This window comes from Paenibacillus sp. MABNR03 (assembly GCF_050455445.1).
GTDB lineage: Bacteria > Bacillota > Bacilli > Paenibacillales > Paenibacillaceae > Paenibacillus > Paenibacillus xylanilyticus.
Genome location: NZ_JBCIYR010000001.1, coordinates 906,249 through 927,822 on the forward strand (window position 1 = coordinate 906,249; position 21,574 = coordinate 927,822).

Genomic DNA, 21,574 nt, shown 5'->3' on the forward strand with positions numbered 1-21,574 from the left:
TGTTCCTCTGCCCAAGTGATGAGCGCTGGGAGAAGGGGAAGTGGAGGTCATGAAAAAAGTGATACATATCCGAAAAAAATTGCATATACGCCAAAATTGAAAACGTATACAATTTGGTTATTCAAGCAAATCAAATGAAGGGGATGACAGGATGAACAAACGCGGTAAGATCGCTTCACTACTGATGGCCTGTATGGTGCTGGTTGTAATCAGCGGCTGCACCGGAGGGACCAGTGATAACGCACAACCTCAGATATCGGAGCAGGACTACGAACCTTACGGTAAATATGAGACACCCGTGGAATTCACAATTGGTCGAAATACGAATCATGTCAATAACTTGCCTCCCGGCGATACCATTGAGGACAATTTGGCTACACGTTATGTCGAAGATCGGGTGAATGTCAAGGCCAAGGTGGCTTGGGAAACGGACGACATGGATCAGAAGCTGTCCTTATCCATGACCACGGGTGACCTGCCAGATGTAATGCTGGTCAGCCGCGAAATTTTTAACCAACTGGTTGATAATGATCTGATCGCCGATATGACAGAGGTATACGAGAAGACAGCATCCGAGGGTGTGAAGAATATCTATGGTTCCTATGGGGATTTGCTGCTGGATCAGGTTAAGGTGGACGGCAAAATCATGGGTCTTCCCATGACAAACATTGGGAATCAGCACCAATTACTGTGGGTTCGGAAAGATTGGGTAGATAAGGTGGGTGCCAAGCTGCCGGAATCTGTGGAGGACGTGTGGAATCTCGCCAGAACATTTGTGGAACAGGATGTGTCGGGAACAGGCAAGACGGTGGGCATGGTGATGGATTCCAATGCAATGAACTTCACCCCGATATTTGCTGCACATGGTGCCTTTCCGATGAACTGGATTGAGAAAGATGGTCAAGTGGTATACGGCTCAGTTCAACCGGAAATGAAGCAGGCACTGGCAGAGGTCAGTGCCATGTATAAGGAAGGCTTGATTGATAAACAATTTGCTGTCCGGTCGAGTGAAGAGAAAGAGGCACTCGTTATTAACGGACAGGCGGGAATGGTTTTTAATCCATGGTGGATCGGCTATACCAACTACAAAGACTCCATCAAACAAGATCCCGATGCAGTCTGGGTTGCCGTATCGGCACCACTGGATAGGAATGGCAAGTTCAGAACGATTCGACAGGATCCTGTAGGGGGAGGGATCGTCGTGGTGAACAAGAACTTTGCCCACCCTGAAGCGATCATGAAATCAGTTAACCTCACAACGGATTTCCTCTACGCCTTAACAGAGGATGCGATCAATTACAAGAAGGAACATCCCGATGAGATGTTGACCGATGCGAGCCGCTGGAATAACGATCCGACACAAATCCCGATGCAAGTCGATTATGACGATGTGTTGAAGCGCTATTACGAAGATTTAATGAAAGCCGATGAGAGCGGAGATGCTTCCAAAGTTCAGGAAGATCGGGTCGTTTCATTCAAGGCTTATCAGGAATTCAAGGAGAAAGGAAATGCCATAGACGTAAACACTTACGGCGAATATCTCTCACGGATTGAAGGACAACGTGAAGCAAATAACCCCAATCTGGAAGTGACTCCTGCCGGCTTTTACGGAACAACGGAGACCATGAAGCTGAAGTGGGCAAACCTGCAGAAGCTCGAGGAAGAAACGATCCTCAAGATCATTATGGGCCAAGCTCCTGTAGACGAATTTGATACATTTGTCGACACATGGAAACGCACAGGTGGAGATGAGATTACGGAAGAAGTCAACGAGATGAGCAAAAGGTAAAATAACCGGAGTCAAGTAGGAGCGCAATGTCGTGGAAGCCTGGTACCAGACTTCCGCAAGTGCTTTTACCGATAAGATCTGCCTATAGACATGCAGGATGGAGGTGTAACGGACAATGGCGCAAGTGAAAACGACGATACATCCGAAAAGGGAAGTGCGCTACCCAGGCAAAAAAAAACGTAAGAGATTTGACGAGATGACCTACCATTTTATGCTGCTGCCCGGCATGGTCATGCTGTTCATTTTCTCCATTGTGCCTATGTTTGGTGTAATCATGGCCTTTCAGAAGTTCATTCCTGCCAAAGGCATATTCGGCTCCAAATGGGCAGGACTAAGCAATTTCACCTATATGTTTCAACTGCCGGACGCGAAGCAGATTTTTATCAATACCTTGGTCATTGCGGTCGGGAAAATAGTGCTTGGATTGATTGTGCCGATCGTATTCGCCCTTCTGCTTAATGAGGTGCGGCTGAAGGTATTCAAGAGTTCGATTCAAACCATTGTGTATTTGCCGCACTTTATGTCCTGGGTCGTTCTGGGTACGATGCTCACGATGATTTTCTCCTTTGATGGGATGATTAACAATTTCCTTGAAATCCTCGGTCTGGAGCGGATTATGTTTCTGGCTAGCAATGACTGGTTCAGGCCGCTGCTTATTGTGACGGATACCTGGAAGGAATTTGGCTATGGAACCATCGTTTATCTGGCTGCATTAACGGCAATTAACCCTGCCTTATATGAATCTGCTGCAATGGATGGAGCGAATCGCTGGAAACAGACGCTAAACATTACGCTGCCGGGCATGTTCCCGACCATCATTCTTCTGGGTACGCTGAGTCTTGGCAATGTGTTGAATGCGGGATTTGATCAGGTTTTCAACCTGTACAATCCGCTCGTATATGAAACAGGTGATATTATTGATACCTTTGTATACCGCATGGGTTTGATCAATATGCAGTATTCATTCGCGACGGCCATTGGTTTGATGAAATCGGTTATCAGCTTTGTTTTGATTGTCGTTTCGTACAGACTGGCATCGAAATATGCGGGGTACAGAATTTTCTAGGAGGGTTAGCATGATCCAATCAAAAACGCTGGGTTCCAGGCTATCCCGCCTGTTGATTATGTTTACTTTGATCCTGATTACATTCATGTCCCTGGCCCCGATTGTGAATACGATCATGGTTTCCGTCAGCAGCAGTACGGCTGTGAATGCCGGCAGGGTCTACTTTTTTCCAGTGGAGTTGAACTTCTCATCCTACGCACAGATTTTGAAAGATACGAAGTTTTGGAATGCTTTTCTGATATCCGTGGAACGGGTGCTGCTGGGGGGCGCCATTAATATGGTTCTGACCATTCTTATGGCCTATCCGCTGTCACGCAGTGTCACACAGTTCAGATCACGGAACGCCTACATGTGGATTATCGTATTTACGATGCTGTTCAGCGGGGGGATCGTTCCCTGGTACATGGTGATTAGCAAGCTCGGGCTGATCAACAGCATATGGGCGCTCGTACTGCCAGGTGCCGTTCCTGTCTTCAATGTGATTCTTCTGATGAATTTCTTCAAAGGAATTCCGAAGGAACTCGAAGAAGCCGCATTTATTGATGGCGCAGGACCAATGAAAATTTTGCTCAAAATCTTCATCCCGATCTCGATGCCAAGTCTGGCGACCATTATGCTGTTTGTCATCGTCGGGCACTGGAATAACTTTTTTGACGGAATCATTCTAATCAACGACAGCTCCAAAATACCGCTTCAGACCTATCTGCAGCAGCTTAGTCTCACGCGGGACCAGATGCAGAATCTCTCCGTAGAACAGCTGCAGCAGTATAATAAAATTTCTAACACCACATTGAATTCTGCCAAAATACTGGTCTCCATGATCCCGATTCTGCTGATTTACCCTTTTCTACAGCGTTATTTAATCCATGGAATTGTTCTCGGTGCAGTGAAAGAATAATCTGATGATGAAGAAGGGATGGAATAGGATGAGAAAAAAGAAAATCGTAAGTTTGACGGTTGTACTCAGTATCATTTTGGTGACCACTATGGGTGCCAGTGGTGGAGGCAAAAATCAATATACCCGCCAAGCGCAGTGGGCACAAGAAAAGCTGCATGAATACTACTGGAATGATGAAACAAAAATGATGAATAACGCTTATCCATCGACACCGGAAGGTGAACAAGCCCTGAATTATTGGTGGAAAGCTCATGCGGTGGATGCACTGGTAGACGGATTTGAACGGACAGGAGACAAAGCGTACACGGAACGTGCGGAAGAACTGGTACACAGTATTATTGAACACAATGGTTCCCTTCATAATGAGTTCTATGATGATATGGAATGGCTTGCCCTTGCTGCTCTTCGGTTATATGATGCGACAGGCAGTGAAGAGATGAAAGGGTACGTGCTGGATCTCTGGACAGACATTAAAACGGCCTGGTGGGAGGATGACCTGGGTGGTATGGCATGGAAGAAGGATCAGCGGTATAACCGGAATGCATGCTCCAGCGGACCAGCTTCCATTCTGGCAGCAAGGTTATATGAACGTTTTGGTGATACACAGGACCTGGAATGGGCGCAAAAAATATACGATTGGGAAAAACAATATCTTGTACATCCGGAAACGGGACTCGTAGCGGATGGTTTGGTGCTGCGCGAGGATGGCACGCTTGATGTTAATGAAGCTTGGATCTTCACATACAACCAAGGTACATTCATTGGAGCCGGAGTAGAGCTTTACCGGATTACAGGAGATCAGATGTATTTGCAAGATGCAGAGAAGACAGCCGCGGGATCCCTGAAGTCCTTGACGGATGAGAAGACGGGGATTTTCTTAGAGGATGGGGATGGAGATGGTGCCTTGTTCAAAGGCATACTGATCCGTTACCTGGCGGAGTTGTATGATATTGGTCATAACAAGAATCTGAAGAAAGCGATTGACCGCAATGCAGATGCGTTACTGAAAGGCAGCCGAAAAAACGGGTTATTTGGTCAGGCGTGGGGTCAACCAGCCCAGAATCCACTCCACCTGACTGCACAGCTTAGCGGTGTCTTCCTGCTGGAAGCAGCTGCGAAACTGGAGGCGGGCAAACATTCCAAGCCGGAAAAGCCAAGGAAATAATTTACTCATTGTATGGTCGACTTAAAGGTATCTATTATCGATCAACATGAAGAAGAAGCATCGAATCCCTAGCAAAGGATTTCGATGCTTCTAAGCGTTCTATGCATATATCAGTCGGAATTCTCTATGAGTATGGGAGACTACTTGGATGCAGGCAAATGGTAACTTTCCCGAATGAGGGAGAAATAGTCATCCGCTCGCACAACCTTGAATTCCGTTCCTAGTTCTTCGGTGAGTGCGAGTGCATCGGATGGCATCATGCTCCAGGCAAGCAACCCTAGGGAAATGAACAACGGCGACTTTCCATCCCAATTCGCTTTTGCCTCATTCAATACCTGCAGTCCGTCCTGGGCAGTACTTATTCCACGAATTGTAGACACCGGCAAACTCTCGCCAACGATCTCAACACCATAATTGTCTTCATAGCTAATGAACAGACCTGGTGAATGGTAGTCTTTCTCGTAAGCGCTTGCTTTAAATGGCGTGAGAGGTATATTTTCGCTGTCTTCCCGGTTCAACACATACGAGATATTCATGCCTGTCTTTTTCAGGTATTTTTCAGTCTGCTGCAAAAATGGACGGAAGCTTGAGTCTGGCCATGCACCCGGATAGAGGTATCCTGCACCGGATGGTCCGGCAATCAGCAAATCATTGGGGGTTGCAGTATTCACATAATGATTCAGTATCGCCGGCGCACCCTCATACAGTAGGGGGCTTGAAGTCCAGTTGATGGGAACCTTGCCTCGCGCCGGATCCTCCCACATGACACGCATGCGGTGCTGATTGTACTGAAAATTATCGCCTTCAGTGAAAGTATACGTCACGTAGATTTTGTTCTCCAATTCCGGACGTGGAGATTTTTGGGCAGGTTTGAACTTGGCCTCGGTACCCGAGAAAACAGTCAGATTACTGAACCAGTCTGCAGCGAGTACATAGACACCATATCGGGAAGCAATCTCGACAGAGCTGAACTCACCTTCCACATCATTGCTGAACCAGCCAAGGTAGGGAGTTCCGGGTTCCACGTCGGACATGATTTTCTCAAAAAGTGCTTTCTGTTCAGGCACATTGGAATCCAGCCAAAATACCATAGCTTTGTTGGCGACCGCGTAATCCCGTAAATAGGCATAGGGTTCTTGCTGCTCGGCAGAGAGTGGGCGGATATTTCCGGCCGATACCTTAAACTGGTTCCACATGTCCACTTCAGCCGTCAGCTTTTGGGTTCCCGCAGGAAGGCTGAATTCATATACAAAATAATTGCCATTATCGGCGAAACGGTGACCGCCCTGTCCCTCTGCAACCTTGGAATTTTGTCTGTCATACAGAAAAACTTCCTCTTCTGGTGTTCCTGCAACGAAGTTTGCAATGATTTTGCCATCCGCCTTCAAGGTAACTTCATGCACGGCTGAGCCCCAGCCATCCTGGGTTAAGGCGTCATCGAACCGGAGATAAACCTCTGATTTCCCAAGCAGCGAAGTAAGGTCAAGGGAATAGGTGTCTCGGTTGCCAGCATCTCGTATGGGCTGCTTCTCCTCTGCAATGGTCACAAATGACTCGGGAAGACCGGATGGAATACGAATGGCTGTATCCGGATCCAGTCCAACTAACATCTGGTGGGTTGTCTTCTTCCACAGATGCTCATATTGCCAGGTGTACGCATCAAGTCGGCTGCTGAACTTACCCTGTAGATCATCGAGGATCTTCAGGTTGTACGGTGCTTTTGATAATTGGCTCGCCAGCTCCGGACTGGCAACTACAGCATCCTTCAGACCGGCAAGCGTGGTTGCCACGTTAATTGAATCAGGTAACTTCGGATCATACACAATTATGCCTTTGACTTCACTGCGGTATGTCGAAAACACGTCCCAATAATCCTGATGAAGTGTATAGGGTACATCGAGATCGTTGAGCCAGGTCAATTTTCCTTCTTCCTGGGATTCGATCAGATAGATTCGCGGTTGTTTCCTGTTTACAATTCCCTGTAACGTTCCAAACAGTAATTTGATATCACCTGGAGCATCATAGATATCGGCTGCATCCAGATGTTTCGGTTTCTTGAAACGGGGGAGTTCACGGTTAGCTTTGGAATCTCCAGGTTTAGCGGTTTGAACACTGGTTTCCGAGGCGGATGCCGCTCCGGCAGTTAAGGAAAAAGCACAGAGGAAGGCTAAACAGAGAATCGTGAATCTACGAGCCATGGCCAATTCACTCCTTGTTATAATCAGAAATATGAGCGTGTGTATCCCTCAGTCATCCCGTCCTCCTTTTGCGGCTTAAAAGCCAGGCAACACATCTCACTTCAAGATATATTAAATATATACATATATGTTATTGCAAGAGCTTCGACAAAAGTTCCCAGTGTTTATGGAAAAGAGACATTTTAATCACGGTATATCTAGGAGATCTTATGTCAAACTGCGGATAAGTTCAGCTTGTTTATTGCGCTCTTTTGTGAAAGGATATATTATATATCTCAAATATTACGAATGAATTGGTGATGTGATCCGAATGAATACAAACGAACGAGTTCCGTTGTATCAGCAAATCCAGGACTATGTCAGACAGATCATAACAACAGAAAAGATGAAGCCCGGTGACCGGATACCGACAGAGAAGGAACTGATGGATCAGTTTCAGGTTAGTAAAATTACTGTTGCCAATGCCTTGACAGGATTAGCGAATGAGAAGCTGATCGCCAGGGTGCCTGGCAAGGGCAGTTTTGTGGCAGAAGAAAACGATATCGTATCTTCGGCATCAGCGCCGGCTGCTGCAATAAAGGGAAGAGAAGGCACACTGGCTGCAGGGATGGTCGGTGTGATTATGCCATCCATCCATGATTACTTCGCCATCAGACTGGTTGAGGGAATTGAACAAGCTCTTAGCGAGAAAGGCTATCGAAGCATGATTATGTTCACGCATGGCAGGCTGGATAAAGAGAAGGATGTCATCAAGGAACTGAAGGCACTCGGCGCTGAAGGCCTGTTAATTTTTCCTGTTGATGAGGAAAACTACAACGAGGAGATCCTTGGCATGAAGCTCTCCGGTTTTCCTTTTGTACTGATCGACCGCTATCTGCCTGGTGTCGAGACACACTATATTGCGGCGGATGGAAGACGCGGTACCAAACTTGCGGTAGAGCATCTGTGGGAGCTCGGGCACCGGGATATCGCCATCTGTTCGGATTCACCTTTGCAAACCGTCACTGTCCAGGAACGGATCGAAGGTTATATCGATGCTTTGAAAGGCAAAGGGGCGTTAATAAACCCGGCACATATGATTACAGATTTCCAACCATTAAGCTTGCTGAAAGATGCAGAGTCCCATCCCCTGTACAGGTATATCGTAAACCGAATGGTGACAGCATACGTTTCGCTGAACGGAAGGCTCGGTGTACAAATTCATCAAATAGCCAAGCAGGCAGGTCTCCGGGTTCCTGAAGATGTGTCCATTGTAAGCTTTGATGATCCCACTTCCATCGTGGAGGAATTCAGCATATTTACTCACGTGAATCAGTTTGAGCGGGATATGGGATACCAGGCAGCGGTTAAATTACTTGAAGTGCTGCATGGACATGAAACAGCGAAATCCTATAGCAAAATTCTAATCGAACCGGAACTTGTGGTACGCCAAACCACTGCAAGAGTTCCTCAAATTTAACTTGGAAGCACATTGGAAACCTTCACGTTTAATGCGGGAAGGTTTTTTTGTATTCAAAAAACATATTGAATATATTCAATTCATATATTATAGTCTAGAAAATGATGGATAATCATACAACGCAATCCAAACCTACATCAACACTAGGGGGGTAGAATGTGTCACGAGACCGGAAAGAAGAACGCACCGGATTTCAGGAGTCAGCTCCGTATCATCCCGACTATGACCTGCAGACTGACTTTGTGATGGTATATGGCATTGACGAGTCAATGACGGAACGCATCAAGCAATGGAAAGAGAAGGGATATATTGTGCATCTCATGACCGGGGTAGCCTGGGGAAATTACAACAGTTACCTTGATGGCGAGGTGGATGGCATACCCCATTGGGATGAAGCGCAGATGGATCGCCACCAGCAGATGATTCTTCACGGTGATCAGCCCGTTATTCCGTACATGGTACCTACCCTTTCGTTTGGACGCTATCTGGCGGAGCACATTCGAATTGCTGTAGATGCAGGTGTTGAGGCCATTCATCTGGAAGAACCTGAATTCTGGGTGAACGGTGGTTATTCTGAAGCTTTTAAGAGGGAGTGGCAGCTGTATTACAAAGAATCCTGGATTCCGCCGCATGCTTCGCCGGATGCACAATATCGAGCCTCCAAACTAAAGGCCTATTTATATACCCGCGCTCTGGACCGGTTATGTGCCGAGATGAAGGATTATGCATTGCAGCGATATGGCCGTGTACTCCGCTTTTATGTTCCAACGCACAGCCTGATCAATTACACGCAGTGGCGAATCGTCAGTCCGCAATCTCAACTGGTTGAGCTGGCCTCCATCGATGGATACATCGCACAGATCTGGACCGGGACTTCCCGCACACCCAATGTGTATAAAGGCGTTCGGAAGGAACGTACATTTGAAACCGCTTACCTTGAGTATGGCGTCATGCAGGAACTGGTCCGCGGAACCGACAGACGCATGTGGTTCCTGCATGATCCGATCGAGGATAACCCGAATTACACCTGGGCGGATTACAAGCAGAACTACATGAAGACCGTGGTTGCTTCGCTGCTGCATCCCGGGGTTGCCCATTATGAAGTTGCGCCGTGGCCTCGAAGAATATTTCAAGGGACTTATCTGGCGGAAGGAGGTGCTGGTAAGGAGAACATTCCGGCAGAATACGCAACGACGCTGCTGCAAGTCATGAATACGCTGGGTAACCTGGACCAAAATGTGATCGAGATCGATCAGATTCCGCTGCAGGTTGGCGTTCTTATCGCCGACTCCGCAATGTTTCAGCGGATGAAGCCAGATCCTGAGGCGCTTCATCCGGGGAAATATGATGGAACAGACCCTGAAGGCTTTCAGCAGGAGGGGGATACCGAGCTGCTCGATTTTTCTCCATTTTACGGTCTTGCGCTTCCACTACTTAAACACGGGATACCCGTTCGTCCTCTTTTACTGGATCATGTGCGACGATATCCGGGGTATTTGTCACCTTACCATGTTCTCGTACTCAGCTATGAATTTATCAAACCTGAGTATCCGGATATTCATTACGTTCTGGCGCAGTGGGTGCAGGATGGCGGGGCACTGATCTATGTTGGCGATGACAGTGATCCTTATCATGCTATTCGTGCATGGTGGAATCTCGAGCAGCAAGATGGGAAGAAGAAGTTCGGAACCAAGTATCATTCCCCGCGGGAGCATTTGTTCGAGCAGCTTGGTCTGAAGAAAATGAAGAGTGGTATCGAGATAGTGGGAAAAGGAGGCGTGGCTTGGCTGAACGAACATCCGGCTGATCTCACGCTGTCCACGGCAGGGGCCAATCGTCTCCGCCAAGCGGTTCAGGATTTGATTGGGATGCTCAACCAACCAGCGATGCAGTGGGTATCAAGGTCATATTTCAAAATCAAGCGCGGGCCTTACATCATCGCAGCTGCGTTAGACGAGTTGGTGAGCGATGAACCACTATCTATACCGGGTCCAGTTGTGGACTTATTCGATGCGAAGCTCGCGGTACTGAACCAAGTTGTTATGAAACCGGGAGAACAGGCACTTCTCTATGATATTGAGTCAGGACGTCCAGCGGCTGGAGGAATTTCCCTCATTGCGGCTTCCTCCCGAATTGAAGCTCTGTCCGAGTCGGCCACAGGTTTTCAATTCGTGGCGCGAGGGCCAGCTCGCTTGCAGGCTGCTGCACGGCTGTACAGTAAGGAGAAACCTGTATCTGCCCAGTATTTTGTTCAAGGGAAAGCAGCAGCCGCTTCTTGGGAGTGGGACCCGGATTCGCAGACCGTGCTTATTCAATATGAGCATGGGAACGAGAACCGGACAGAGGTACATGTGCGATGGTCTTCTTGATTCATAGCCCAATCATCGTAACAGAGAGGAGTAACGAACATGCCATATGAACCGATAAGGCCAGAACGGTTAAAACAGTTGTTGAACAAACTTCGAGAAGCCATATATGATCCGCTGACCGAACTGGAAGCAAAGGCATGGGTTACAAACGAGCCCGTGTCCTACGATTCTCGGAGTTCTGGAAGGGAAGTGACTCTGCAGCAAGGAGAACGATGGGGTGAGCTCTGGGACTGTGCCTGGTTCCGTTTTGCAGGCCCATTGCCAGCCCGTAGTGTCAGCAGCCATGAGCGCTTCGTTCTCTTGTTGGATGTCAGTGGAGAACTATGTCTGTTTGATCATGAAGGAACGCCTGTTCAGGGGTTGACGACCATTAACTCCGAATTTGATTTCTCCTTGGGATTGCCCGGCAAGCGGGTCGTTCATCTGAGCGAGAGATTTGTCAGGGGAGATGAGATTGAAGTATGGGCGGAAGCGGGCAATAACGATTTATTCGGCAAGTATCAGGGTGGCTCTTTAAGAGAGGCTGTTATCGCAGTCTGTCGGGAAGATATCCGCAGTTTGTACTACGATATCGAGGTTCTCCTGGAAACGGCAGACTGCCTGGCAGCTGGATCAGCTCGCAAGGAGAGAATATACCAGTCGCTCTATGACGTTTCGCTGCAGCTGACCGATTTTTCCGAAGAGCGTGTACGACTAGCGAAAAAACGTACGGAGGAACAGCTCGGTTTGCAAGGGGGAGATCCAGTCTTAACCTTGAGCGCTGTAGGCCATGCACATATCGATTTGGCCTGGTTATGGCCGATCCGGGAAACGATCCGTAAGGGTGCAAGAACGTTCTCGACCGTGCTTCGCATGATGGAACGTTATCCGGATTACGTATTCGGTGCGAGTCAACCTCAACTGTACGACTGGATGAAGCAGCATTATCCCAAATTGTACGATCAGATCAAGGAACGCGTGCGTGAAGGCAGATGGGAACCGCAGGGCGCCATGTGGGTCGAGTCGGATACAAATGTCCCCGGTGGTGAATCTCTTGTACGGCAGATTCTGTATGGCAAGCGCTATTTTCAACAGGAGTTCGGGTTGGAGATGAAGTCACTTTGGATGCCTGATGTATTTGGTTATTCGGCAAGCTTGCCCCAGTTATTGAAGCAGTCTGGAGTTGATTACATGATGACCCAAAAGCTCTCCTGGAGTGAGTACAATCGACACCCCCATCATTCGTTTATGTGGGAGGGGATTGATGGATCAGCAGTATTAACACATATGCCGCCAGAGGATACGTACAACAGCCCGGCGGCACCTCGATCCATTGCCAAGGCAGAGCGAGAATATCTGGATAAAAATGTATCCGGACATGCGCTGATGCTCTTTGGCATAGGGGACGGGGGAGGCGGACCAGGTGAAGAGCATCTGGAACGACTCGAACGGACCAGGAATCTGCTTGGATTGTCTCCCGTTATACAGGAGCCTTCGTGGACCTTTTTCGAAAGGCTCAATGAAGAACGAGAGAAATTTCAAACGTGGCGGGGGGAGCTGTATCTGGAAAAGCATCAGGGTACGCTGACCAGTCAGGCGCGAAGCAAGCGGTATAATCGGAAAATGGAAAAAGCGCTGCGTGAATTGGAATTTGCCTCCGTTCTGGCGGCGGTCCATTCGGGCAGAGCTTATCCATCCGATACGCTCGAACTCATATGGAAGGAGGTCTTATTATATCAGTTTCATGATATCCTTCCGGGATCTTCGATCAAGCGGGTTTATGATGAATCACTCATCAGATATGCGGAGTTATTGACCCAAACAGAAAACATGATTGCAGAAACCTACAGCAGTTTGGCGGATCGGATCGCTTCAAGCAGCAAGCCCCCATCCGTATCTGCAGTGGTGTTCAATTCATTGCCTTGGCAGCGGAAGGAATGGCTTTTTCTGCAAGGACGATGGATAAAGGTACTTGTTCCCTCCATGGGATACATGGTTGTACCTGAATATCCTAGCCAGTGTACGGTGGGTGAGGTCGGAACGTGCATCGAAATGGGATCGGAGACGCTGGATTCCACGTTACATGTAAATGTGGAAGAACGCTTCATAGAAAATCATGTGCTTTTCGTGAAGTTTGATCAGTACGGTGCAATCATCTCGATTTTGGATAAAGCAGAAGGTAGAGAAATCATTCCTCAAGGACACCAGGGAAATCATCTCCGTGTATATCATGATGAAGGAGACGCTTGGGATTTCAGTCATGACTATTCAGAGCATCCGGGTATGCCTTTAACACTGGATAACATTCGTGAGCTTCGTGAAGGGCCTAGGATTGGACTGATCTTTCAATACAGCTATGGAGAATCCGAATTAACTCAGAGCGTTATTCTTACGGAGGGCAGTCGCCGAATCGATTTTGAATCTGATGTGGATTGGCGGGAAGATGCCAAGATGCTTCGCACGTCTTTTCCGTTGAATATTCGTACAGATCAGGTTCATTGCGAGATCCAGTTTGGCAGTCTGTCCAGACCGACCCATCGCAATACCCTCTGGGATTTTGCCAAAGATGAAATCTGTGCCCACCAGTGGATAGATATTTCGGAGCCCGATTACGGAGTCGCATTACTCAATGATTGTAAGTACGGTCACAGAGCCCTTCATAATGTGCTTGACCTTAACCTGCTGCGCAGCAGCTCGTATCCTGATCCGGAAGCCGATCGTGCGGAACACGTATTCACCTATTCGTTATATCCGCATCAAGGGAATCATGTTCAAGCCGAGATCTATCGGAGAGGTAATGAACTGAATATTCCATTGCGTACAGTCCCCTTACCCTCTGTCCATGATAAACCGGCTGGAACTTTGCCGCTTACAAAATCGTTCCTGCAACCGGAACATGCACACGTCATGGTAGAGTCCATCAAAAAAGCCGAAGATGGCGACGAAATCATCGTCCGCCTGTATGAAACGTCCGGGACACATGCCCATACGGTCATTCATCTTGGAATCAACACCGAGGAAGCATGGAAAGCTGATCTGATGGAGAACATCATTTCGTCGATTCCGATGACAGACCCATCGATGATCACGCTATCGTTCAAGCCATTTGAAATTATTACGCTGCGTTTGAAGTTGCTGCAGGTATAGCAGAGGCAGTGAATTTCTCATTTTGAGAAAGGAGATGTGGGAATGTGATCAAGACGAGAGCAACCAACAATCGATTGATGAAGCGAATCTGGCAGCATAAACTCTTTTATTTGTTCATGCTGCCAGGCATTGTCTGGTTTTTTCTGTTCTCTTATGTCCCTTTGTACGGGATTCAGGTTGCCTTCAGGGACTACAACTTCATTGGTGGATTTACCGGAAGTCCATGGGCAGGTTTCAAGTATTTCGAACAGTTCTTCAATTATTATCAATCCGGTGACATTATCCGCAACACGATCATCATTAGCCTTATGAAACTGCTGATCGGCTTTCCGATGCCCATTATTCTCGCACTCCTGTTAAATGAAGTTCGTAAGATCCGGTTTAAGAAGACCATTCAGACGTTGTCCTACTTGCCTTATTTCGTATCCTGGATCGTTGTGGTCACGCTGATGCAGAGACTGCTGACACCCTATGGTGGACCGGTCAATGACTTCATGGGAGCCATGGGTGCAGAATCCATCCAGTTCCTGAACAATCCAACGTGGTTTTATCAACTGATTGTTGGATCGGACATCTGGAAGAACATCGGCTGGAATTCGATCATCTTCATGGCCGCCATCGCAGGAATCGATCAGCAGCTCTATGAAGCTGCCAAGATAGATGGTGCAGGACGTTTCCGGCAAATGTGGCACGTGACACTTCCCGGCATTCGTAACGTGGCTATCATCCTGTTCATTCTTGCCGTAGGCAGCCTGATGAGCGCAGGCTACGAACAGCTGCTTCTGCTGAATGGTCCGGCGACCGCGAGTATCGGGAGTGTTCTGGATGTGCACGCCATCAACTCCGGCATTCGCGAAGGGCGCCTCAGTTATGCCGCAGCTGTTGGATTATTTCAAAGTATTATTGGACTTATCCTGGTACTGACCGTCAATCGCATTGCCCGCAAAGTCAGTGATGTATCCCTGTTTTAAGGAGGTGATGATATGGAACGAAAATGGTCTGTATTCTCGGTGTTTAACTATACCATTCTTGCGTTGGTTGGATTCTCGATGATCTACCCGTTTATTTATATTTTGGCTTATTCATTAAATGAAGGGAAGGACTCGATGCAAGGGGCGATTTATTTTCTGCCCCGAAAATTAACATTGGAGAACTATGCCGAGGTTTTTGATAATGCACGCATCTGGAAGGCATACCAAATTACCCTCATGCGCACCCTGCTGGGGACGTTTCTGCATGTAATCCTGTGTACCCTTATGGCATATGCGCTTTCCAAAAAAACACTGCCGGGACGTTCCTTTTTTACCTTCTACATTTTTTTGCCCACAATTTTCAGCGCGGGATTCATTCCGTTCTTCATCACACTGCAAAAACTGCATCTGATCAATACCTTTTGGGTGTACGTTTTGCCGCTTTTATTTAATTTCATGCACATCATCATTATTCGTACGTTTCTACAAGGCATACCTGAGGAACTGGAGGAGTCTGCCCGTATCGACGGATATGGCGATTTTCAAATCTTTGTGAGAATCATTCTGCCTCTTTCTGGTCCGGTACTCGCAACCATTTCGCTGTTTATCGGAGTAGCCCATTGGAACGACTGGTTCTCTGGTGCCTACTACGTTTCCAACAAGGATTTGATTCCGGTTCAGACATTGCTGCAAGAAATGTTGACGGAAGCGGAAGCGCTATCCAATTCCATGCAGCGAGCAGCACAGCAAGGTGGGCAGACGGTAGGCGGCGTCGGTGGTGCAGGAGCAACACCGGAATCGATGCGCATGGCTCTGCTGGTCATTACGGTTTTCCCAATCTTGTGCATTTATCCGTTTCTGCAGCGCTATTTTGTCAAAGGGGTCATGATTGGCTCGGTTAAGGGTTGATCATATCGGTTTGATCTGCCCACGCTTCACCGCGATTCATTGATATCCATAACCAGGAGGCGATTGGTTTGAATAGGATTTGGTCGAAAGGCATGTCTGTATTTCTCGTGTCCATTATGGCTGGAAGTTTGCTCAGTGGTTGCATGAATTCGGCTGGGAATGGAGAAGGTGATGGAGAGGGAAACGGTACTACGCTTAAGATACTGCATAATTGGAATGGTTCAGGCGGATCGGACAATGGAATTACCCCAGTAGAGGAAGTTATTAAGGAAAAGACCGGAGTGACCCTCGAGTGGGAGTATACAAAAGGCAGCGAGACCGAGAAGGTAAACCAGATTTTTGCTACGCAAGATTTGCCGGATATATATACCGGACCTGCTTGGGGCGGCGAGCTTGATGGAATTATCAAGGCAGCCAAAGAAGGTCAGTTAGTCGATATATCCGACAAATTGGGCAATTATCCCAACCTGGCCAAATCCATTGCAGAAGAAAACGTTCCGCCAGCATTGTATGAAAAAGCGATTAATGCGTATGACGGTAAAAAATATCTTCTACTGCAGAATCAGCCTGCTACGAACGAAGACGGAATTGATTGGTTATACGGATTCTATGTACGCAAGGACATTGCCGAGAAGGTAGGTGTGGACCCGCAGTCCGTGGTGACGAAAGAGGATTTTTATGCTTTTCTCAAAAAGATAAAAGACGCCAACCTGCAGGAGAACGGTCAGCCTGTCTTCCCGCTGGGTGGATTCAGTAATGGCTGGTCTGTAGGCATCGGCAATACGATGTTTTACTCGGGAGCAAGTTACGTAGACAAGGGCGATGGTACGCTTGAGCACAGTTTCTTCACTCCAGGTTATGAAGAATACATGCTGTTCTATCGAAAACTGCTGGCAGAAGGCCTGCTCGATCCGGATGTATTTACCCAGACAGATCCCATCGCCAAAGAAAAAATCAATCAGGGTCGTATTGCCATTCTTGCGGCACATTATCCGGCCATTTTGGATGCTTCCAAGGAATACGTCACCTCTCATCCTGGAAGCGATTACATTCCCGTCGGTCCGCTAGAGCGGGCTGATGTCGACCCGAGTCGTCCCGTGGATCTTGGCATTCAGGGGAACAACGTAACGGTTATTACCAAGAGCTGCAAAGGTGCATGTGTAGATGCTGCGCTCAAGTTTTTGGATTATATGGCTTCTGACGAAGGTTTCATGCTGGCCAGATACGGGGTGCAAGGCGTTCAATGGGATATGAAGGACGGCAAACCCGCAGCCAATAAGGAATGGTTTGATAAATTCGCAGCGGATCAATCCGGTAAAGTTCGCAAAAACGTAGGGATCTCTATCGGTTTGGAATCGTTAACCGGACTTGATCGCATTAACTCGTATGCAGGTGGGGACATCTGGGCAGATCAGGACAGATTGGATGCAATGGATCATGCTCGTAAGGTACTGCGTCCGAACGGTATTCAGGTTATAACAGCTTATAACCCGGGTGATGTCATCACCAAATCCCCTGAATGGGAAATGTTGAAACCTTCCATGGACCGGATGGGAGACGCCTGGAAGGAAGCTGTTTTTGCAAAATCGGATGAAGCTGCCATGAGCATTATTAACGAGTTGAGGGATCAATTGCGGAATACCGGATACGATCAAGCGATGCAGTTTACCAATGACAATTTGAAAGGAAAAGAAGTGGTAACCGTCCAGATGCCGAATTAAACTGAGACTTAAGAAGTAACAAGTCTATATTGGTATTATCCCTTTTTAGTAGACGAGAGAAAAAGAGACATCCAGAAAATGGATCTAATCTTGTCGAAAGGAGGGGATTTTTTATGCTCAAAAACAGAGAATCGTAAGAGTAGATATAATTCTTAAACCTATAAATCGCCTGTTTTGTCTTCCTGGGTAAATTCCGGTAACGACAACCATTAACACCCCATACTATAAGGAGTGAGAATGATAACCTTATGGGAGGGGAAATTCATGAAAAAGCCAACTCTTCGGTTGCTTATGATCATAGATAAATTTGAAGTGGGAGGAACAGAGACATATGTGTCTGCCGTTGTCGAAGAGATGGGAAAAAGAGGGGTCTCCATTTATGTAGCAGGTAAACGGGGGAGTTTGTTGTCCAAGTTCAGGGCGCTTGGTTGTCCAATATTTACGAAAATAAACGACCGGCAAAGATTAGAGCAATGGATTATCAAGCATAAGATCAACGTCATCAATGCTCACCATGAATCTACCGGAATAATCGGCAGCGCCCTCAGCAGAAAGCTGAGAATCCCTTTTGTCTACACCATACATGGGACATACTATCCTCGGGCACTAATCACGAAAATAATGAAGAGGTGTTATAGTCGTCACGCGGTTATAAGCGTTAGCTGGCCGGTTAAAAAGTGGCTGGAAGAGAAAAACATCCAATCTGTATTAATTCCAAATGGAATTAATACGCAGCATTTTAGATACAACAGGAACAAGCAGTTGCTCGCACAATTAAACATTGCCAGTAAGTCGAAAGTGCTATTGTATGTCAGTCGTATTGAGGATGAAAAAGCAGAGATATGTAAAAGTTTTTTAAGAGCTGCACAGCGCTGTATGGATTCATCCCCAAACATACATGTCGTAGTGGTTGGTGGTGGACCGGGATTGAATAGTGTCAAGAAACTAGCAGCTAGAAAACACAGTAATCGGATTCATGTATTGGGTGAACGCCTAGATACATCATCCTTTTTCTCCATTAGTGACGTTGTTGTAGGAACGGGACGAGTAGCTCTTGAAGCGATGTCCTGCAAGCGGCCCGTCATAGCGATCGGTGCAAAGGGGATATTTGGCATTGTGAAGCCAGATAATTTCAAGCTTGCTTGGAGGTATTACTTCGGAGATCACCGAGCCAAGGAGACTCTTGAAATAAGCAAGATCGAAAGTTTGATTCTTACTGCATTAAGGTCTAAGAAAAGTTCAAAAAATTGGGGAGAAGCAGGACGAGAATTCGTTAAGAAGCAATTTAATATCTCTGGTATCGTCGATAAGCTGCTTGGCTTATATCACTCCTTCATCTAAAGATTTGGAGGGAAGACAATGTTCAATAAATTGATGATTGTAGCCCATCCTGATGATGAAATAATCTTTGGAGGAGCTCAACTTATAAAGGGAAAAGGGTGGAAAGTTATCTGTGTAACCAACGGCAAAAACAAAGTGCGGGCAAGAGAGTTTAGAAAAGCAATGAAAGACGTAGGAGCCGAGTATGAAATGTGGAGTTATAAAGATAAATGGGAAGGAGATTTTAACCGAAAGGCTTTGAAAAAAGATATCGCACAGGTGCTGCAAGCCAATCCTCAGATCACGATGATAGTGACCCACAATAAAAAAGGGGAGTATGGCCATACTCAACACAAAGCATTGCATCAGGTTGTCAGAGAGTTAGCACAGGAGAAGATGTATATTTTTAAACGCTCTAAATATAAATTGCCTGAAGATCTGATAAAGCAAAAACACAAAATTTTAAAACGATACAGAAGTCAGGACATTGAATGGCTAAAGAGATATACGGATTACGAAAGTATTCGGAAATTAAGGTAGGGTATCATGACCAAATGTGCGGCAATGTTGTTTGATATGGCGAATAGAATGGACAGTCCCTAAAGTAGTTTCACTACAGGAACAGCCCATTCTTCGCTTCAAATGTCCAATTTGCTAAATGGAGCCATTTGAAAGTGAATTGGATTCTTCTTTACTGGTATCTTCATCTGGAATAGTATCGGTTGTATAAGGTATAAAGTCATCCGTGTAGGCAACCAATTTACAATTTCTCATATATTCCTCAGTATCCCGTTTCTGCGTATGTGACTGAATGTTCTCTCTTCGAATACAAACGTAATTTTTCTTCGACACATAATATACGGAGTAGCCAGCTCTGCGGCATTTTTTTGACCATTTGGCATCTGATCCTCCGATCGTATCCTCCGGAAATTTCACATGTTTCCATACCCTTTTACGAAAAAACAATGTCCCGCCTTTAATCCTTTTGCCAGGCACATTCTCTTGTCCGGGTCGGTATTCCATAAGCGCTTTTTTCGCCTCAAAATAAATATACGTTGTGTGTTTACCAACAATAGGTGCCTTGCGTGCTCTTAGTGCAAGGATGGATTCTTTTAAATAATGAGCTCCATAATAATCATCATCATCAAATTTGGCAATAAACGAACCTTTTGCTCTGGCAATGGCCCAGTTAAGACATTTTCCCAGTGTATATTTCTCAGGAAGCTTATAGACTCTAACATTTTCGTATTCTTTAGCTTTTTTTCGCCACTTTTTAAGATTCATACTATCTTTGTTAAGGATGATGATCATTTCTTTGTTATGCCATTCCTGTCGTGCATAATTTGCAAAAATGTTATCCATATATTCAGGTCTCATGGTACACGCTATGATTGAAGCCACTGATTTCAACTCCTTTTTAGAATCAGATTTTTTCTGGTGTTCCACACCGACTGACGGACAATTTTGTATTCCTTATTCGTGATGACTTTTTTATACAATTTAAGAAAATTGTCAGCCATGACTTTATCCGAAAAATGCTTTTTTACATAGGATCGGCAAACTCTTGCGGTGGGGAATTTGTTACGGTATTTCACTTTGCGAACCATATCATCTGTAGAGTTACATAGTAATTGTGGTAAGCCTTTTAGCACTTCCGGAACGGCCCCTGCTTTGAATCCAAGTACCGGTGTACCACAAGCCAAAGCTTCGATAAGCACAAGTCCGAAGGGTTCGTTCCATGTAGAGGTAAATAACACACAGCTTGCTCTTGAAATCAAATTAATTTTCTTGGTTCCACCGACAGGACCGATAAATCGTATCTTTTCATTAAGATGCGGTTTGACTTCGTTATCGAAATACTCTTGATATGCAGGCTTGTTAATTGTCCCAGCAATAATTAATTCTTTCCCCGTTTTTTGTGCAACTTCAATCGCTAAATGAACTCCTTTTTCTTTCATGATTCTACCCAAAAATAAAAGATAGCCCTTTTTCTTGGTTCGAAAAGTATAGTCACGAAGACGAATCCCGTTATGCACGAAGTAACCTTTCTTGTTCTTATCACGAATTTTCTTGCTCACAAACACAGGAATTTGTGATCCTTTTGCCTTTTTGGAATGGGAGTTGTGGAGCGTAGGAATGGGCGGATTTGTTTTCGCAACAATGCCATAGTGATCATGGATAATATCCACATTCGAAGGAATGCGCTTAATGATGAAATCCAACTGCTGATCCGGGTCATCAGTGGGATATTCGTACGTCCTTGTGGCGTTGGTTTTCGAACCTTTCTTAGCAAATAAAATGACCTCATGACCTCGACGAACCAACTCTTCTGTCAGGTAGTGAATATCGCGCTGAGTGCCGCCATAATCTTCTGGGGGAACGGGAAGTGTATTTGTAGATATTTGAACTATTTTCATACCATTTCAGTCTCCTTTGGTTAGCATGAAGCCAACGGCTCTTTTGCCGTCATCTTATGCGAATGACCGATGGAATGAATGGGCTTCAGAAAATTTTCACAAGCGTCAACGAACCATTTCATAAGAATTAGAAAACTTAGTTTTCTAAGAAACGTTTCAAGGCTGT

General features: G+C 46.3%; 15 protein-coding genes. 12 read left to right on the plus strand and 3 right to left on the minus strand.

Features of this window, described 5'->3' with window-relative positions:
* The first annotated feature begins 151 nt into the window (after positions 1–151).
* The 4 genes from AAIH57_RS03915 (at position 152) to AAIH57_RS03930 (ending at position 4,918) form a co-directional block, all read left to right on the plus strand.
* Positions 152–1,789: an extracellular solute-binding protein gene (locus AAIH57_RS03915; RefSeq protein ID WP_430020606.1), complete on the plus strand. Its 1,638-nt coding sequence runs from the start codon at positions 152–154 to the stop codon at positions 1,787–1,789.
* Between the two features lie 196 nt (positions 1,790–1,985).
* Positions 1,986–2,855 (plus strand): ABC transporter permease, encoded by an 870-nt coding sequence (locus AAIH57_RS03920; protein WP_175394862.1) that lies wholly within the window; start codon positions 1,986–1,988, stop codon positions 2,853–2,855.
* 10 nt (positions 2,856–2,865) lie between these two features.
* Positions 2,866–3,753 (plus strand): carbohydrate ABC transporter permease, encoded by an 888-nt coding sequence (locus AAIH57_RS03925; RefSeq protein ID WP_175394760.1) that lies wholly within the window; start codon positions 2,866–2,868, stop codon positions 3,751–3,753.
* A 28-nt stretch (positions 3,754–3,781) separates the two neighbouring features.
* Positions 3,782–4,918, plus strand: coding sequence for a glycoside hydrolase family 76 protein (locus tag AAIH57_RS03930; RefSeq protein WP_430020607.1), 1,137 nt, complete (start codon positions 3,782–3,784; stop codon positions 4,916–4,918).
* A gap of 140 nt (positions 4,919–5,058) precedes the next feature.
* On the opposite strand, the gene AAIH57_RS03935 is transcribed toward AAIH57_RS03930, so the two are convergent.
* Entirely contained in the window at positions 5,059–7,116 is a 2,058-nt protein-coding gene (locus AAIH57_RS03935; protein ID WP_430020608.1) for a GxGYxYP domain-containing protein, read from the minus strand.
* A 310-nt stretch (positions 7,117–7,426) separates the two neighbouring features.
* Here AAIH57_RS03935 and AAIH57_RS03940 point away from each other — a divergent pair, with 310 nt between their 5' ends.
* The 8 genes from AAIH57_RS03940 (at position 7,427) to AAIH57_RS03975 (ending at position 19,531) form a co-directional block, all read left to right on the plus strand.
* Positions 7,427–8,575, plus strand: coding sequence for a GntR family transcriptional regulator (locus AAIH57_RS03940; RefSeq protein ID WP_430020609.1), 1,149 nt, complete (start codon positions 7,427–7,429; stop codon positions 8,573–8,575).
* Positions 8,576–8,733: 158 nt separating this feature from the next.
* Positions 8,734–10,944 (plus strand): hypothetical protein, encoded by a 2,211-nt coding sequence (locus AAIH57_RS03945; RefSeq protein ID WP_430020610.1) that lies wholly within the window; start codon positions 8,734–8,736, stop codon positions 10,942–10,944.
* A 39-nt stretch (positions 10,945–10,983) separates the two neighbouring features.
* Complete coding sequence (locus tag AAIH57_RS03950) at positions 10,984–14,070, plus strand: alpha-mannosidase (RefSeq protein ID WP_430020611.1); 3,087 nt, start codon at positions 10,984–10,986, stop codon at positions 14,068–14,070.
* Positions 14,071–14,114: 44 nt separating this feature from the next.
* A complete protein-coding gene (locus tag AAIH57_RS03955) occupies positions 14,115–15,041 on the plus strand; it encodes an ABC transporter permease (protein WP_175394766.1) in 927 nt (308 codons plus the stop codon).
* Positions 15,042–15,053: 12 nt separating this feature from the next.
* On the plus strand, positions 15,054–15,950 hold the full coding sequence (locus AAIH57_RS03960) for a carbohydrate ABC transporter permease (protein WP_430020612.1): 897 nt from the start codon (positions 15,054–15,056) through the stop codon (positions 15,948–15,950).
* 68 nt (positions 15,951–16,018) lie between these two features.
* Complete coding sequence (locus tag AAIH57_RS03965) at positions 16,019–17,671, plus strand: extracellular solute-binding protein (RefSeq protein ID WP_430020613.1); 1,653 nt, start codon at positions 16,019–16,021, stop codon at positions 17,669–17,671.
* A 264-nt stretch (positions 17,672–17,935) separates the two neighbouring features.
* A complete protein-coding gene (locus AAIH57_RS03970) occupies positions 17,936–19,012 on the plus strand; it encodes a glycosyltransferase (RefSeq protein WP_175394769.1) in 1,077 nt (358 codons plus the stop codon).
* 18 nt (positions 19,013–19,030) lie between these two features.
* The gene (locus AAIH57_RS03975) at positions 19,031–19,531 is read left to right on the plus strand and encodes a PIG-L family deacetylase (RefSeq protein WP_430020614.1); all 501 of its coding nucleotides are present in this window, start codon (positions 19,031–19,033) and stop codon (positions 19,529–19,531) included.
* A 114-nt stretch (positions 19,532–19,645) separates the two neighbouring features.
* Here AAIH57_RS03975 and AAIH57_RS03980 read toward each other — a convergent pair whose 3' ends face one another.
* Both AAIH57_RS03980 and AAIH57_RS03985 read right to left on the minus strand, forming a co-directional pair.
* Positions 19,646–20,392 carry a glycosyltransferase gene (locus AAIH57_RS03980; RefSeq protein ID WP_430020615.1) on the minus strand — a complete coding sequence of 249 codons (747 nt, stop codon included), beginning with the start codon at positions 20,390–20,392 and terminating at the stop codon, positions 19,646–19,648.
* Between the two features lie 5 nt (positions 20,393–20,397).
* The gene (locus AAIH57_RS03985; RefSeq protein WP_430020616.1) at positions 20,398–21,408 is read right to left on the minus strand and encodes a glycosyltransferase family 4 protein; all 1,011 of its coding nucleotides are present in this window, start codon (positions 21,406–21,408) and stop codon (positions 20,398–20,400) included.
* Between the last annotated feature and the right edge of the window lie 166 nt (positions 21,409–21,574).

Bases quoted from the DNA above. Each gene is read 5' to 3' on its own strand.
- AAIH57_RS03915 (WP_430020606.1), top strand. From the start codon at position 152: ATGAACAAACGCGGTAAGATCGCTTCACTACTGATGGCCTGTATGGTG.
- AAIH57_RS03920 (WP_175394862.1), top strand. From the start codon at position 1,986: ATGACCTACCATTTTATGCTGCTGCCCGGCATGGTCATGCTGTTCATT.
- AAIH57_RS03925 (WP_175394760.1), top strand. From the start codon at position 2,866: ATGATCCAATCAAAAACGCTGGGTTCCAGGCTATCCCGCCTGTTGATT.
- AAIH57_RS03930 (WP_430020607.1), top strand. From the start codon at position 3,782: ATGAGAAAAAAGAAAATCGTAAGTTTGACGGTTGTACTCAGTATCATT.
- AAIH57_RS03935 (WP_430020608.1), bottom strand. From the start codon at position 7,116: ATGGCTCGTAGATTCACGATTCTCTGTTTAGCCTTCCTCTGTGCTTTT.
- AAIH57_RS03940 (WP_430020609.1), top strand. From the start codon at position 7,427: ATGAATACAAACGAACGAGTTCCGTTGTATCAGCAAATCCAGGACTAT.
- AAIH57_RS03950 (WP_430020611.1), top strand. From the start codon at position 10,984: ATGCCATATGAACCGATAAGGCCAGAACGGTTAAAACAGTTGTTGAAC.
- AAIH57_RS03960 (WP_430020612.1), top strand. From the start codon at position 15,054: ATGGAACGAAAATGGTCTGTATTCTCGGTGTTTAACTATACCATTCTT.
- AAIH57_RS03970 (WP_175394769.1), top strand. From the start codon at position 17,936: ATGAAAAAGCCAACTCTTCGGTTGCTTATGATCATAGATAAATTTGAA.
- AAIH57_RS03975 (WP_430020614.1), top strand. From the start codon at position 19,031: ATGTTCAATAAATTGATGATTGTAGCCCATCCTGATGATGAAATAATC.
- AAIH57_RS03985 (WP_430020616.1), bottom strand. From the start codon at position 21,408: ATGAAAATAGTTCAAATATCTACAAATACACTTCCCGTTCCCCCAGAA.